At 69.9% G+C, this 13,744-nt stretch carries 14 protein-coding genes; 8 read left to right on the top strand and 6 right to left on the bottom strand.

Annotated elements, in window-relative coordinates:
- Window positions 1-391: 391 nt before the first annotated feature.
- The 3 genes from HCK04_RS25110 to HCK04_RS25100 all read right to left on the bottom strand — a co-directional run bounded on the left by HCK04_RS25110 (window position 392) and on the right by HCK04_RS25100 (window position 3,193).
- Window positions 392-1,903 carry a recombinase family protein gene (locus HCK04_RS25110; protein ID WP_142649843.1) on the bottom strand — a complete coding sequence of 504 codons (1,512 nt, stop codon included), beginning with the start codon at window positions 1,901-1,903 and terminating at the stop codon, window positions 392-394.
- 36 nt (window positions 1,904-1,939) lie between these two features.
- Entirely contained in the window at window positions 1,940-2,077 is a 138-nt protein-coding gene (locus HCK04_RS25105) for a hypothetical protein (protein WP_168066240.1), read from the bottom strand.
- Window positions 2,078-2,314: 237 nt separating this feature from the next.
- The gene (locus tag HCK04_RS25100) at window positions 2,315-3,193 is read right to left on the bottom strand and encodes a CDP-diacylglycerol diphosphatase (protein WP_142649861.1); all 879 of its coding nucleotides are present in this window, start codon (window positions 3,191-3,193) and stop codon (window positions 2,315-2,317) included.
- Window positions 3,194-3,573: 380 nt separating this feature from the next.
- On the opposite strand from HCK04_RS25100, the gene hemW reads away from it, so the two are divergent.
- Entirely contained in the window at window positions 3,574-4,794 is a 1,221-nt protein-coding gene (hemW, locus tag HCK04_RS25095) for a radical SAM family heme chaperone HemW (RefSeq protein ID WP_142649842.1), read from the top strand.
- A 17-nt stretch (window positions 4,795-4,811) separates the two neighbouring features.
- Here hemW and HCK04_RS25090 read toward each other — a convergent pair whose 3' ends face one another.
- Complete coding sequence (locus tag HCK04_RS25090; protein ID WP_142649841.1) at window positions 4,812-5,618, bottom strand: DUF3097 domain-containing protein; 807 nt, start codon at window positions 5,616-5,618, stop codon at window positions 4,812-4,814.
- 445 nt (window positions 5,619-6,063) lie between these two features.
- On the opposite strand from HCK04_RS25090, the gene hrcA reads away from it, so the two are divergent.
- From hrcA to HCK04_RS25075, 3 genes are read left to right on the top strand one after another with little or no spacing between them, the layout of a single operon-like run.
- On the top strand, window positions 6,064-7,077 hold the full coding sequence (hrcA, locus tag HCK04_RS25085; protein ID WP_142649840.1) for a heat-inducible transcriptional repressor HrcA: 1,014 nt from the start codon (window positions 6,064-6,066) through the stop codon (window positions 7,075-7,077).
- Complete coding sequence (dnaJ, locus tag HCK04_RS25080) at window positions 7,078-8,217, top strand: molecular chaperone DnaJ (RefSeq protein WP_142649839.1); 1,140 nt, start codon at window positions 7,078-7,080, stop codon at window positions 8,215-8,217. It begins immediately after the preceding gene.
- Between the two features lie 9 nt (window positions 8,218-8,226).
- Entirely contained in the window at window positions 8,227-8,961 is a 735-nt protein-coding gene (locus HCK04_RS25075) for a 16S rRNA (uracil(1498)-N(3))-methyltransferase (RefSeq protein WP_142649838.1), read from the top strand.
- Window positions 8,962-9,113: 152 nt separating this feature from the next.
- On the opposite strand, the gene HCK04_RS25070 is transcribed toward HCK04_RS25075, so the two are convergent.
- Complete coding sequence (locus HCK04_RS25070; RefSeq protein ID WP_168066238.1) at window positions 9,114-9,797, bottom strand: hypothetical protein; 684 nt, start codon at window positions 9,795-9,797, stop codon at window positions 9,114-9,116.
- Complete coding sequence (locus HCK04_RS25065; RefSeq protein ID WP_111697223.1) at window positions 9,794-10,273, bottom strand: SigE family RNA polymerase sigma factor; 480 nt, start codon at window positions 10,271-10,273, stop codon at window positions 9,794-9,796. Before HCK04_RS25065 ends, HCK04_RS25070 begins: the two co-directional genes overlap by 4 nt.
- Before the next feature lie 244 nt (window positions 10,274-10,517).
- Between HCK04_RS25065 and HCK04_RS42735 the strand changes: the two genes are divergently transcribed.
- The 4 genes from HCK04_RS42735 to HCK04_RS25045 are packed head-to-tail and all read left to right on the top strand — an operon-like array spanning window position 10,518 to window position 13,736.
- Window positions 10,518-10,862, top strand: coding sequence for a histidine triad nucleotide-binding protein (locus HCK04_RS42735; RefSeq protein ID WP_260617398.1), 345 nt, complete (start codon window positions 10,518-10,520; stop codon window positions 10,860-10,862).
- A 54-nt stretch (window positions 10,863-10,916) separates the two neighbouring features.
- Window positions 10,917-11,939: a PhoH family protein gene (locus HCK04_RS25055; protein WP_142649836.1), complete on the top strand. Its 1,023-nt coding sequence runs from the start codon at window positions 10,917-10,919 to the stop codon at window positions 11,937-11,939.
- 28 nt (window positions 11,940-11,967) lie between these two features.
- Entirely contained in the window at window positions 11,968-12,444 is a 477-nt protein-coding gene (ybeY, locus tag HCK04_RS25050) for an rRNA maturation RNase YbeY (RefSeq protein ID WP_142649835.1), read from the top strand.
- On the top strand, window positions 12,441-13,736 hold the full coding sequence (locus HCK04_RS25045; RefSeq protein ID WP_142649834.1) for a hemolysin family protein: 1,296 nt from the start codon (window positions 12,441-12,443) through the stop codon (window positions 13,734-13,736). The genes ybeY and HCK04_RS25045 overlap by 4 nt, the downstream gene beginning before the upstream one ends.
- Window positions 13,737-13,744: the final 8 nt, after the last annotated feature.

Below are 13,744 nucleotides of genomic sequence, written 5' to 3'. Positions count from 1 at the left end.
GTGCGGTGGTGCTTCAGCGAGACGATATGTGGAGTGTTTTGTGCGACGGTGAACCGGTGAGCACGTCCAGGGGGCCTACCGCTGGGCCGGGTCCCTCCAGCGGAACGGCTTATCTGTTGTTTTGTTTGCCCGGTGGTTCCCCTGTGCTCGAATCTGTCGCGGCCGGTAGCTCGCTGTTGTAGATGTCTTTCCGCCCTGTCGCGGACGGAGCCCTTGCCCTTTCAGATGTACCACCCGGAGAACGTATTTAGCCAGGTCAGCGTTCCGCGCGTGGCCCTTCTCGTGACTGTCCACCGTTGTTTGCTGGCGTTCACTGGCGTCCATTGGCGTTCGCTGACGTATGTCTGCGTAGGGCACAGAGGAAGGCAGATGTCACGCCGAGGTAAGGGTGTCAGTCCTCCCGCCAGATGGGTTCGAGCGCGTTCGGGTCGAAGTTGCCCCACGACCCCATGCCCTTGCCAACGGGGTGGATGATCACCGCGTGGAACGCCTCCATGACCATCGCGCGCTTCGTGCCCATGGAGAGGCCACCCTGGTCCTCGGGGAGATACCAGCGCCGCCGTATGTCGGCCCCGTCAACGATGCGCCGAGCCCGCTTGCGTTCCTTGGCCGCCGTGTACGCCTGGCCCTCCCGCCGCAACTCGTTGATCCGCTGCTCAAGCGACGGGACGAGCATGAAGAACAGCTCATTGCTGATCGTGCGCGCGTTCCACTGCCGGGTGAGTTCGGCGAGCTGCTCCTTCGTGTCTTTCAGCTCTTGCTCACCGGCCCACGGGACGTCCTCCATGTCCGCGTCGGGGGACTCGTCGAGCTTCGCCAGGACCAGCTCGGATATGAACACGTCCACCCGGTCACCGCGCCGCCCGACGCCCCCGCATCCGCCGTCACTCGGAGCGGGACAGACGTAAAGGTGAACCCCTCCGCGTGCCGGCCGAACCCGCAGGGGTGCGTTGCAGATGCCGGTCCCATCGGCCTTGGGCTTGCCGCACCGGAGGATGCCCGACAGGAGATAGCGGTGCTCCCGCTGATCGAAGCGCATCCCCAGGGCCGCGTACTGATCGGCCTTCTCTCGGGAGGTGCGCTCGAAGGCGGCCCGCACGGCAAGCAGTTCCTCGGGTGTGATCAGGGCTTCCCACTTGCCGACCACCGGGTTGCCGTCCGCGTCGCGGACCAGCTCACCGTTGATCTCTCGCCACCCGCAGAGCCGGGGACTGGACAGGGTGGCCCGCAGGGAACGGCGTGACCACTCGTTCCCCCGCGTCGTACGCACCCCGAGCTGCTGCCACTTCATCACGATCGCGCGGAGAGAGCCCCCGGCGATGATGGCGTCCACCGCCTCGCGCAGCAGCGGCCCCTCTTCGGGATGGATGGTGACGCGATCAGCCAGCCATCCGAATGGACGAGGGCCGCCCGCCGGTACGCCTTGCTCCGCCCGCGCCCGGTGAGAGCGACGCATGCGCCGCTGCATCTTCCGTACTTCCATTTTCGAAATCACGGCCCCGAACAGGCCCATGCTCTCGGTGTCCTCGCTGTAGAGGTCCTTCGGCCCGCGAGCGTCGGCGAAGACCCGCCCGTCGCGATAGGTGAAGGCTTCCACGAAGCGCTCGTAGTCGCCGGGACGGCGTGCCAGCCGGTCCTCAGCGACGATCACCACACCTTCTATAGGTGTCCCGTCCGGGAGGCGTCCGGCGCGCAGCGCCTTGACCATCGTCTCGAAGGCGTCGCGTACTACGTTGGCCTTGGCGGCCGACTTGTCGTTGTCGGTGAACTCGTGGACGATCGTCCAGCCGAGTCGCGCGGCCGTCTCCCGGTTGACCTTGTGCTGATCCTGTACGCCGTGCTCGTCTCCACGGCCGTCGGACGAGATGCGCGCGTACGAGACGACAGGGACAACCTCTGCCATGGGGGCCTCCTTGAAGTTTGCACTCCAAGGAAGGTTCTAACCGTAGATGCCCCACTGGATGAAGTAGGCCACCCGCTTGTAGCGGTCTCCGCCGCCGGTGGTGGCCTGGGCCGCTGACGGCGCTAATCCGGCCGCCAGGGTGGCGGCGACCGCCGCGGCGAGAGTCCTTCTCATGAGCACGCCGGCCTCCCGAGCGCTTTTTATAGGAAAGTTTCCTGTAAATTGCCGCGATCGTAGACCGAGGTGATCAGGGCGTCAATGGCAGCGCCCCAGTGCGGCGGGCCGGCGCCACGCACGCGATCATGCCGCCCACACGCGCGACCGTGCTGCCACGCGTGCGACGGCGCCTCGCGCGCGACCACGGCGTCGTACGCACTTAGTTCGGGCGCTGCCATGCGAACGGTGACGGGGTCACGGATGCATGAGAAGCAGGGGGTCGCAGGTGTCGCTTCCATCCGCCTTGGACGTCCCCGGTTTCTCCAGGCTCCTCTCGCTGTTGACGATGTAGTAGCCGCCGAAGGGCCGAGGTATCACGATCAGCGTCTGGAGGTACATGATCGCCTGAGCCTTGGCGATGGTCCCTCCGTGCGGCGTGTGGACCAGCATGCTCCTGAGCATGGCGAAGAGATTGTCGTGGGTGAATCCCCCCCAGATGAGCACGCGGTAGGTGTGTTGGATGTTCGTGTGGTGCTGCTCGCTGTAGCCGGTGATCGACACGCGCGTGTCCGCCCAATTCTCTACGGTTCTGGCGGCCAGCTTGTCCTGGGCGACGAGGTCGTTATAGGACTCCGGGCGCGCCCGCGCCATGTGGATGTGCAACTGGTCGAGCTGTCTCGCCGGCCTCGAATTGATCCCCAATCCCACCGGGGCGGGAACCTCGGTGGGCTGCTGGGTGGCGCAGTAGTCGGCGGCGCTCCAATAATTCGGTGCGGTGCTGCAGCAGATCCACGGACACTCGATGCCGTTGATCCGCTTGGTGGGGATGAGGAGGTAGTTGACGTACTTCTTCTTGCTCGGGTTGCCCTTCATCACCACGAAGTCTGGGTGGTTCTGCAGGCAGGTGCCTTTTTTGAAGCAGTCCTGACTTTTTGTCCAGAGGGGCTCCTTACTGTGGGGATTGCCGCAATCATTTTCGTCGGGGTCTGGGCCGCATGTCGGCGAAGGCGCGGAGAGCGCGTGCCCGGCGCCGGCGAGAATGCTCGCGCCTGTGAGTATGGTGGCGCCCGCCATACTGGAGAACTGGATGAACCGGCGCCGCGTCAGCTCGCTCGCCTCGTCGTTTTCATGCATGACTACCCCCGACAACCCGCATCTGTTGCTATTTGCCGCGATCTTCGCGCGCCTTGCGGTTCAGGCCGTACGCGAGACCGGAAACGGCGTCGTCAGTGAAAGATCGACGCACTCGGCGAGGTTGATCCCCTCTCTGGTGGCCGGTAAAAGCCCCTGGCGCAGGCTTGATTTTCCGTAGGAAAGATCGGAACACTTCCCCGGGGGGTCGAGAGAATCTCCTGGCGCGCGGCGAACGGACCCGGAAATCTCGGCCGGGCGAATGCTCATAAGAGATATTCCGGCATCGCATATCGTGCGATATTCGGGCGAGAGCGAAAAACCGGCAGTGATACCAGACCGGGCGTCGAGGGCAGGGTGCAAGTGGCGGCAGACTGGAGAGCGTGCCTTCCGTGCTTCCCGACGGCGATCCCGTCCCCCCGAGCGGCGAGCTGCCGTCCGAGGCCCTCGACGGGCTCGGCTCCCGTCCGTTCGGCTTCTACGTCCACGTCCCGTTCTGCGCGACGCGCTGCGGCTACTGCGACTTCAACACCTACACGGCGTCCGAGCTGGGGCCCGGCGCATCACAGCGCGACTACGCCGCCACCGCGGTCGAGGAGATACGGCTGGCCCGGCGCGTGCTGGGAGACGCCGCGCCGCCCGTGGAGACCGTCTTCTTCGGTGGCGGCACGCCGACCCTGCTGCCCGCCGCCGACCTCGTACGGATCCTGGACGCCATCGGCGAGGAGTTCGGCCTGCGGCCCGGCGCCGAGGTGACGACCGAGGCCAACCCCGAGTCCGTCGACCCGGCCTACCTGAAGGAACTGCGGGCGGGCGGGTTCACCCGGATGAGCTTCGGCATGCAGAGCGCGGGCGAGCACGTCCTCGCCGTCCTCGACCGGCGGCACACCCCCGGCCGGCCCGCCGAGGCCGTACGAGAGGCCCGCGACGCCGGGTTCGAGCACGTCAACCTCGACCTCATCTACGGCACGCCGGGGGAGAGCGACGACGACTGGAGGGCCTCCCTGGAGGCCGCGCTGGCCGCCGGGCCCGACCACGTCTCGGCGTACTCCCTGATCGTCGAGGACGGCACCCGGCTCGCCGCACGCATCCGGCGCGGCGAGCTGCCGATGCCGGACGACGACGTGGCGGCCGACCGCTACCTGATCGCCGAGGAGATGCTGACGGCCGCGGGCCTGAGCTGGTACGAGATCTCCAACTGGGCGGCGGGAGACGAGGCGCGCTGCCGCCACAACCTGCTCTACTGGACCGGCGGCGACTGGTGGGGGGCCGGGCCGGGGGCGCACAGCCACGTCGGCGGCACCCGCTGGTGGAACGTCAAGCATCCGGCGGCGTACGCCGCCCGGCTGGCGGCCGGGACCTCGCCCGCGCACGCCCGCGAGGTGCTGTCGGCGGAGGACAGGGCCGTCGAAAGAGTCATGCTGGAGCTGCGCCTCGCCTCGGGTCTCCCGCTGGCCGACCTCGCCCCCCAGGCGCGTACGGCGTGCGCGCGGGCACTGGCGGACGGACTGCTGGAGGTGGAGGCGTTCAAGGCCGGCCAGGCCGTGCTCACGCTGCGCGGCAGGCTGCTCGCCGACGCGGTGGTCCGGGACCTCACCCCTTAGATCCGGGATCTCACCCCTTAAACGGGGGCGGTGACGAAGTCGATCAGTTCTTCCACACGGCCGAGGAGCTCGGGCTCCAGGTCGGCGTAGGTCGTGACCCGGCTCAGGATGTGCCGCCACGCCTCCTGGGGGTCCATCCGCCAGCCGAGGGCGGCGATCACGCCCTCCTTCCAGGGCACGCCGCGCGGCACGTCCGGCCAGGCGGGGATGCCGAGCGCCCGGGGCTTGACCGCCTGCCAGATGTCCACGAACGGATGCCCGACGACGAGCACGTCGTCCCCGGACACCCGGGCGGCGATGCGGCTCTCCTTCGAGCCGGGCACCAGGTGGTCGACGAGCACGCCGAGCCGCCTGCCCGGCTCGGGGCCGAACTCCTCGACGATGGCAGGGAGGTCGTCCACCCCTTCGAGGAACTCGACGACGACCCCCTCCACCCGCAGGTCGTGTCCCCAGATCTTCTCCACCAGCGAGGCGTCGTGGACGCCCTCGACGTAGATGCGGCTCCCCTTGGCGACCTGCGCGCGCAGGCCCTCGACCGCGATCGACCCGGAGGCGCTCCGCAGCGGGCCCTTGGGGCCGGCCTGGGGCCGCACCAGCGTCACCGGTTTGCCTTCGAGGAGGAACCCGGCGGGCGTCAGCGGGAACACCCGCCTGCGGCCGAACCGGTCCTCCAGCGTCACGGCCTCCTTGTCGCAGGCCACCACGGCGCCGCAGAAGCGGCCCTCGGCGTCCTCCACCACGAGGTCGGGCTCTGCCGGGACCTCGGGGATCTGCCCCCGCCGTGGCCGCCGCCAGTCTCCGGAAAGCACGTCCCGCCCGTACATGCGGGGAACGCTAGCAAATCACGCCCTGCGGCGGCGGGCCGCGGAGCGGCGCGCGAGTACGACGATCGTCACGATCGGCGCGGCCAGGAAGCCGGCACGACCGGCAGGACGGCGAAGAGCACCCAGGGACCCACAGCAGCGCGGGGCCGGATCGGCCGGGGAGCGGCGTACGGCGGGGGAAACGGGTGCGGCAGCCACAGGGGCGCGCCGGGCCGTGCCGGGGGCATCATGGGCGGGGAACCCGCGTGGTCGCCTCGGCCGGCGCGGGTCTCTGGTGCTCGTGCATAGGGTGAAGAGTCGGCCATGCGGCTTGCGGTCGATTCGCAGCCCGCTTGTCCGTGCCCCCCTGCGCGTTATCGCACCAGGTGGGGTGGTAGCCGTACACTTGGCACTCGGGAACACAGAGTGCCAGAGTCGGTGTTTCCAGGCACAGGGAGGTGACACATTGCTCGACGACCGCAAGCTCGCCGTCCTGCGGGCCATCGTCGAGGACTACGTGTCCACCAACGAGCCGGTGGGGTCCAAGGCCCTGGCGGACAGGCACAACCTCGGCGTCTCTCCGGCGACGATCCGCAACGACATGGCGGCGCTGGAGGAGCAGGGCTACATCACCCAGCCGCACACCAGTGCCGGAAGGGTGCCGACGGACAAGGGATACCGGCTGTTCGTCGACCGGCTGTCCCAGATCAAGCCGCTGTCGGGTGCCGAGCGCAGGGCCATCGAGACCTTCCTCGCCGGGGCCGTGGACCTCGACGAGATCGTCATGCGTACGGTGCGGCTGCTCGCGCAGCTCACCCGTCAGGTCGCGGTGGTGCAGTATCCCTCGCTCACCAGGTCGTCGGTCCGCCATGTGGAGATCGTCCCGCTCGCGGAGCGCCGGGTCATGCTGGTGCTGATCACGAACACCGGGCGGGTCGAGCAGCGTGTGGTCGATCTGCCCGAGGCCATCGCCGACGACCGGATCGCGAATCTGCGCGCCGTGCTCAACGCGTGCCTGGACGGCTGCGGCCTGTCCCAGGTGCCGGAGACGGTGGCCGACATTCCCGACCGCCTGCCCCCCGAGGACAGGCCGGTGGCGGCCACGATCCTCTCCGTGCTGCTTGAGACGCTCGTGGAGCGGCACGAGGAGAAGATCGTCTTCGGTGGCACGGCCAACCTGGCCGCCGCCGACTTCAGCATCGGCCTGCGGGACGTGCTGGAGGCCCTGGAGGAGCAGGTCGTCCTCATCCGCCTGCTGGGGGAGACCGGCGGGCTTTCCGAACTGACCGTCCGCATCGGATCCGAGAACCCCTACAGCGGGCTCCGCGGCACGTCTATCGTGGCCGCCGGATACGGTTCGGGCGACAGAGAACTGGCCCGGCTCGGAGTGCTGGGCCCGACACGAATGGACTATCCGGTGACGATGGGTGCGGTGCGCGCGGTGGCGCGTTACGTCGGCCAGATCCTGGCGGGGTCATAAGTGTCCAACGACTACTACGCGACCCTTGGCGTACGGCGCGACGCCAGCCAGGAAGAGATCAAGAAGGCATACCGCCGTCTTGCCCGTGAGCTGCACCCGGACGTCAACCCCGATCCGGAGACCCAGGAGCGGTTCAAGGAGATCAACCAGGCGTACGAGGTGCTGTCCGACGCGGGCAAGCGCCGCATGTACGACATGGGCGCCGACCCGTTCGGCGGTGGCGGCGGAGCGGGGGCCGGAGCCGGCGGCTTCGGCGCGGGCTTCCCGTTCAGCGACATCATGGACGCCTTCTTCGGCTCGGCGGGCGCCGCGCGGGGGCCCCGCTCCCGTGCCCGCCGGGGCCGCAACGCCACCATCAGGGTCGAGCTCGACCTGGCGGAGGCGGCCTTCGGCACGACCCGCGAGATCGTGGTCGACACGGCCGTGGTCTGCGAGGTCTGCCAGGGCTCCGGGGCGGCGTCCGGCACGCACCCCGACACCTGCGACATGTGTCACGGGCGCGGCGAGGTGTCGCAGGTGACCCGTTCGTTCCTCGGCCAGGTCATGACCTCGCGTCCCTGCCCCCAGTGCGGCGGGTACGGCAGCGTCATCCGGCACCCCTGCATGGAGTGCTCGGGCGAGGGACGGGTGCGGACCCGGCGCACGATCAAGGTCAGGATCCCGGCCGGCGTCGAGGACGGCACGCACATCCAGCTCGCCGGCGAGGGCGAGGTCGGCCCCGGCGGCGGGCCTCCCGGCGACCTGTTCCTGGAGATCGTCGAGCGGCCGCACCAGATCTTCGAGCGGCGCGGCGACGACCTGCACTGCACGGTGGCCATCCCGATGACGGCCGCCGCGCTCGGCACCTCGCTCACGATCGAGACCCTCGACGGCGCGGAGGAGATCGACATCCGGCCCGGCACCCAGGCCGGCCAGGTCATCCCCCTGTACGGCAAGGGCGTCCAGCGGCTCAACGAGACCGGCAGAGGCGACCTGCTGATCCACGTGAACGTCGAGACGCCGAGCAAGCTCGACCCGCAGCAGGAGGAACTGCTGCGCGAGCTGGCGAAGCTGCGCGGCGAGGAGCGCCCGCCCGGCAAGTTCTCCCCGGGCCAGCAGGGCTTCTTCTCCCGCCTGCGGGACGCCTTCAACGGCCGCTGAGCTGATCGCATGACTGTTCCCGTGTTCCTGTCGGACGCGGCCGGCCAGACGGGGGACACGATCGTCCTCGACGGGCCCGAGGGGCGGCACGCCGCCGCCGTACGCCGCCTGCGGCCGGGGGAGCGGATCGACCTGACCGACGGCGCGGGGCGGGTGGCCGAGTGCACGGTCACGGCGGCGGGGAAGGACTCGCTGACCGCCGAGGTGCTGCGCCGCTATGAGGTCCCGCCGCCCCGGCCGAGACTGGTGGTCGTCCAGGGCCTGCCCAAGGGCGACCGGGGCGAGCTCGCGGTCGAGATGATGACCGAGGCCGGGGTCGACGTGATCGTCCCCTGGGCCGCCTCCCGGTGCGTCACCCAGTGGAAGGGCGACCGGGCCGCCAAGGCCCTCGCCCGCTGGCGCGGCACGGCCCGCGAGGCGGCCAAGCAGGCCCGGCGCTTCCATCTGCCCGAGGTGACAGAGCAGGCCACGACCGCGGCGGTCGGCGCGCTCGTCTCGTCGGCGGCGCTCGCGGTCGTCCTGCACGAGGAGGCCGCTGAGCCGCTGAGCCGCCTGCCCCTGCCGGAGGAGCCGGGCGACATCGTGATGATCGTCGGCCCGGAGGGCGGCGTCACCGACGAGGAGATCGCCACGTTGCGGGCCGCGGGAGCCACGCCGGCCCTGCTGGGGCCGACGGTGCTGCGCACCTCGACTGCGGGCGTGGCCGCGGCGGCCGTCCTGATGTCCCGCTGCGGCCGCTGGTGACGCACGGCCGCGGCGCATAGCCCGGCCTCGGCTCATAGTCCGGCCGCGGCGCATAGCCCCGCCACGGCTGACAAAGCCGTCCCGTCAACTCGGAGGCCGGGACCGGCCCGTCCACCGGGCCGCGGACCCCGGCCGACGACCAGGGGGCCGGGTCAGGGCGAGGGCGAGGGCGACGGGGCCGCCGCCGCTTCGGGCGTCGCCGCCTCCGCGGGAGGCGGCGTGCTCGGGGTGACCGGGGGCGCGGACGTCGTGCGCGGAGGCGACGACGGGCGGCGCGAGACCGACGGCGTCGTCACGGGCGTCTCCTGCGTCACCGACGTGGGCGAGCACGTCGGCGGGAGGGCCGTGTCGGGCTCGATCACCCCGGCCTCGGGGGTGGGCGTGACGCAGGGATCGGACGGCGACGGCGACGGTCTGGTGGTCGCCTCCGTCTTGGGCGTGGGGGTCGGGCTGGGCCGTTCGCGCGACGGGCTCGGGGTGACGGGCACGATCACGACCGGCCGCGAGGGCTCCGCCGGGTTGGGCGGCCGGATCACCGACGAGGTGTCCCTGTTGTCCTCACGTTCGTCGCCGGCGTTGGAGATGCCCGTTGATTGCGCCACCTGGTCGCGCAGGCCGGGGACGATCATCACGACCGCGCCCGCCACGAGCACGGCCCCGGCGGCGGCCGCTCCGACCCGCCGCCACAGCAGGTGCCGCAGGCCGCGCAGACCACGCTGCTCGATCCGCCCGCGGATGATTTCGAGTCCATCGGGAGACGGCACGACCGAGTCCGCCTCCGCGCGCAGGGCACGGCGGAGCAGCTCGCCGTACTCGTCGTCGGGAGGGAAGGTCATGAGAACTGCTCCAGTGCCATCCGTAGTGCGGCCATGCCGCGGGCCGTGTGACTCTTCACGGCGCCCTTGCTGATCCCCATCGCGTGGGCGATCTCGGCTTCCGACAGGTCGCCGTAGTATCGCAGCACCAGTGCCTCGCGCTGCCGGGTGGGTAAGCCGCGCAGCGCCTCGATGACGGCCGAGCGCTCCAGTTCGCCGATCGCGCCGTTCTCAGCGCTGGGCGCGTCGGGCAGCCCCTTGGGCGCGTACTTCTCGACGACCGCTCGGTGCCGCAGCACGGAACGCGATCGGTTCACGACCGATTGCCGAAGGTAGGCCAGTGCCTTGTCGGTGTCCCTCAGCCTGCGCCAGGCGCCATGAAGGGCGACGAACGCGTCCTGAACGACCTCTTCGGCGCTGGCCACATCACGCACCAGCAGCACGGCGAGACGCACCAGTGACCGATAGTGAGCGCTGTAGAGCGCCGTCACGGCCATGTCGGCATCCCACCCGACGGGCACCGTTCCCAACGACCTGTCGGCCACGAGGGTCTCGGTGGTCACATCAATAGGACGCTCGTCATCCTCGGGGGGTTTACGTTCTTCCGAATCATGAGGGGGCATGGCCCAGTGGTGTCCTCGCCCGACACTAGGGGGGTTTTCTGGTGCAGTCTCGCACACTCACCCTAGCCCGGGGGATCATTGCAGTCATCAACTAGTGTCAACGGCTAGGCTTTCGCGCGTGAGCGACTGCCTCTTCTGCAAGATCGTGGCCAAGGAGGTCCCGGCGGACATCGTCCTGGAGACCGGGCGGGCGCTGGCCTTCCGCGACATCAACCCGCAGGCCCCCACCCACGTCCTCGTCGTGCCGAGGGCCCACCACGAGAACGCCGCCGCGCTGGCGGCGGCCGACGACGGCCTGGCAGACGACCTGCTCAAGGCCTGCCACGCGGTGGCCGTACAGGAGGGCGTGGCCGAGAGCGGCTACCGGATCGTGTTCAACACCGGAGAGGGCGCCGGGCAGACGGTCTTCCACGTCCACGCGCACGTCCTCGGCGGCCGGGGCCTCACCTGGCCCCCCGGCTGAGCGGCTAAAGTGGGGAGGGAGCTAGGGAGGCGATCAGGGCCGCAAAGGCCGCCCATGTCCGAGTCACAGCAAATGCACAAGACCCAGGCCAAGGTAGTCATCCCCGAGGGGCAGCCGATGGTCAGCCTCCTCGGGTCGGGCGACGAGCTGCTACGGGTCATCGAGGGCGCCTTCAGCGCCGATATCCACGTGCGGGGCAACGAAATCACGATCACCGGCAGTCCCGAGGAGAGCGGCATCGTCGTGCGCCTCTTCGAGGAGCTGGTGGAGCTGGTCGGCTCGGGTGCCGAGTTGTCCCCCGACGCGGTCGAGCGCAGCATCCACATGCTGCGGCAGGCCACCGACCGTCCGGCCGAGGTTCTGTCCCTGGACATCCTGTCCTCGCGGGGCCGCACCATCCGCCCGAAGACGGTCAACCAGAAGCGGTACGTCGACGCGATCGACAGGCACACGATCGTCTTCGGCATCGGCCCCGCCGGCACCGGCAAGACGTATCTGGCGATGGCGAAGGCCGTGAAGGCCCTCCAGAACAAGCGGGTCAACCGGATCATCCTCACCCGCCCCGCCGTCGAGGCGGGGGAGCGGCTGGGCTTCCTGCCCGGCACGCTCTACGAGAAGATCGACCCCTACCTGCGGCCGCTGTACGACGCGCTGCACGACATGCTCGACCCCGAGTCCATCCCGCGCCTGATGTCGGCGGGGACGATCGAGGTCGCGCCGCTCGCGTACATGCGCGGACGCACGCTGAACGACGCCTTCATCATCCTGGACGAGGCGCAGAACACCTCGCCCGAGCAGATGAAGATGTTCCTGACCAGGCTCGGGTTCAACTCGAAGATCGTGGTCACCGGTGACGTGACCCAGATCGACCTGCCCGGCGGCCAGGACAGCGGCCTGAAGGTCGTCCAGCAGATCCTCGACGGCATCGAGGACATCCATTTCAGCAGGCTGACCAGCGCCGACGTCGTACGGCACAAGCTGGTGAGCGACATCGTCGACGCCTACGGCCGGTACGACGCCGCGATGGCGTCGGAACCGCGCGCGATCAACAAGCGGCCGCGGAACAACCGGCGGTGAGCGCGACCATGACGGGTGAGGAGACCCCGTGAGCATCGAGGTGGCCAACGAGTCCGGCGTCGAGGTCGACGAGTCGGCGCTGGTCGAGCTGGCCGGGCACGTCCTCGGCCGGATGGGGATCAACCCGCTGGCCGAGCTGTCGATCCTGGTGATCGACGAGGCGGCGATGGCCGAGCTGCACGAGCAGTGGATGGGGGAGCCGGGGCCGACCGACGTGCTGGCCTTCCCCATGGACGAGCTGCGGCCCAACGTCGGCGGCCGGGACGAGGACGACGCGTCCCCCGACCCGGCGCTGCTCGGCGACGTGGTGCTGTGCCCCCAGGTGGCCGCCAAGCAGGCCGCCGAGGCCGGGCACAGCGCGCAGGACGAGCTCGAACTGCTGTGCACGCACGGCATCCTGCACCTGCTCGGCTACGACCACGCCGAGCCGGAGGAGCACGCCGAGATGTTCGGGCTGCAGGACGAGCTGCTCGGCGCCTGGCGGGAGGTGCGGCGTAAGCCGTGAACGACGGCTGGCTGCTCTCCGCCGTCGTCCTCATCGTGGCCGGCGGCCTGCTGGCGAGTGCGGAGACGGCGCTGACCCGCATCTCCAGGGTGCGCGCTGAAGAGTTCGTCAAGGAGGGCAGGCGCGGTGCGGTGCGGCTGCAGGCGATCGTCGCCGACCCGCCGCGCTACCTCAACCTGGTGCTTCTGCTCCGCCTGAGCTGTGAGCTCGTCGCGACGGTGATCACGACGTTGCTGTTCATCGACTGGCTCGGCGACCGCGGGCAGGCGTACGCCCTGGCGGCCGTGGTGATGATCCTGGTGAGCTACGTCATCGTCGGGGTCATGCCGCGCACGCTCGGCCGCCAGCACGCCGAGGTGGTGGCGCTGGCGAGCGCACCCATCGTGTACGGCCTGACCCGGATCTTCGGGCCGCTGCCCGAGTTACTGATCCTGCTGGGCAACGCGCTCACCCCGGGCAAGGGCTTCCGCGAGGGGCCGTTCACCTCCGAGGCCGAGCTGCGCGACCTCGTAGACCTGGCCGAGCAGCGCAGGGTCATCGAGCCCGACGAGCGGGAGATGATCCACTCGGTCTTCGAGCTCGGCGACACGCTGGTGCGCGAGGTCATGGTGCCGCGCACCGACATGGTCTTCATCGAGCGCGGCAAGACGCTGCACCAGGCGCTCTCGCTGGCCCTGCGCAGCGGGTTCTCCCGCATCCCCGTGGTGGGGGAGAACGAGGACGACGTGGTGGGCATCGCCTACCTCAAGGACATCGTCCGCCGCATCCAGGACACCGGCGACGGCGGGACGCGGGTGGACGAGCTCATGCGCCCCGCGACGTACGTGCCGGAGAGCAAGCCGATCGACGAGCTGCTGCGCGAGATGCAGGCGCGGCAGATCCACCTCGCCATCGTCATCGACGAGTACGGCGGCACCGCGGGCCTCGTCACCATCGAGGACGTCATTGAGGAGATCGTCGGCGAGATCGCCGACGAGTACGACCAGGAGGCCCCGCGGGTCGAATGGCTGGACGACGGGGCGGTGCGGGTGACCGCGCGGCTCCCGGTCGACGAGCTCGGCGAGCTGTTCGACCGCGAGATCGAGGTCGACGACGTCGACACGGTCGGCGGCCTGCTGGCGCACGCCCTGGGCCGGGTGCCGATCGCGGGCTCGGAGGCGGTGGTCGGCGGCCTGCGCCTGACGGCCGAGAACCTGGCCGGACGCCGCAACCGGATCAGCACGGTCGTCGTGCGCCGCGAGGAGCCCGCGACGGGCGACGAGGTCGTGGCCGCCGGCGCCGACCACGAGTGACCTGCCAC

Origin of the sequence: Microbispora sp. CL1-1 (assembly GCF_012034195.1) — a bacterium.
Taxonomy (GTDB): Bacteria; Actinomycetota; Actinomycetes; order Streptosporangiales; family Streptosporangiaceae; genus Microbispora.
This window is presented reverse-complemented; position numbering and strand designations above follow the sequence as displayed.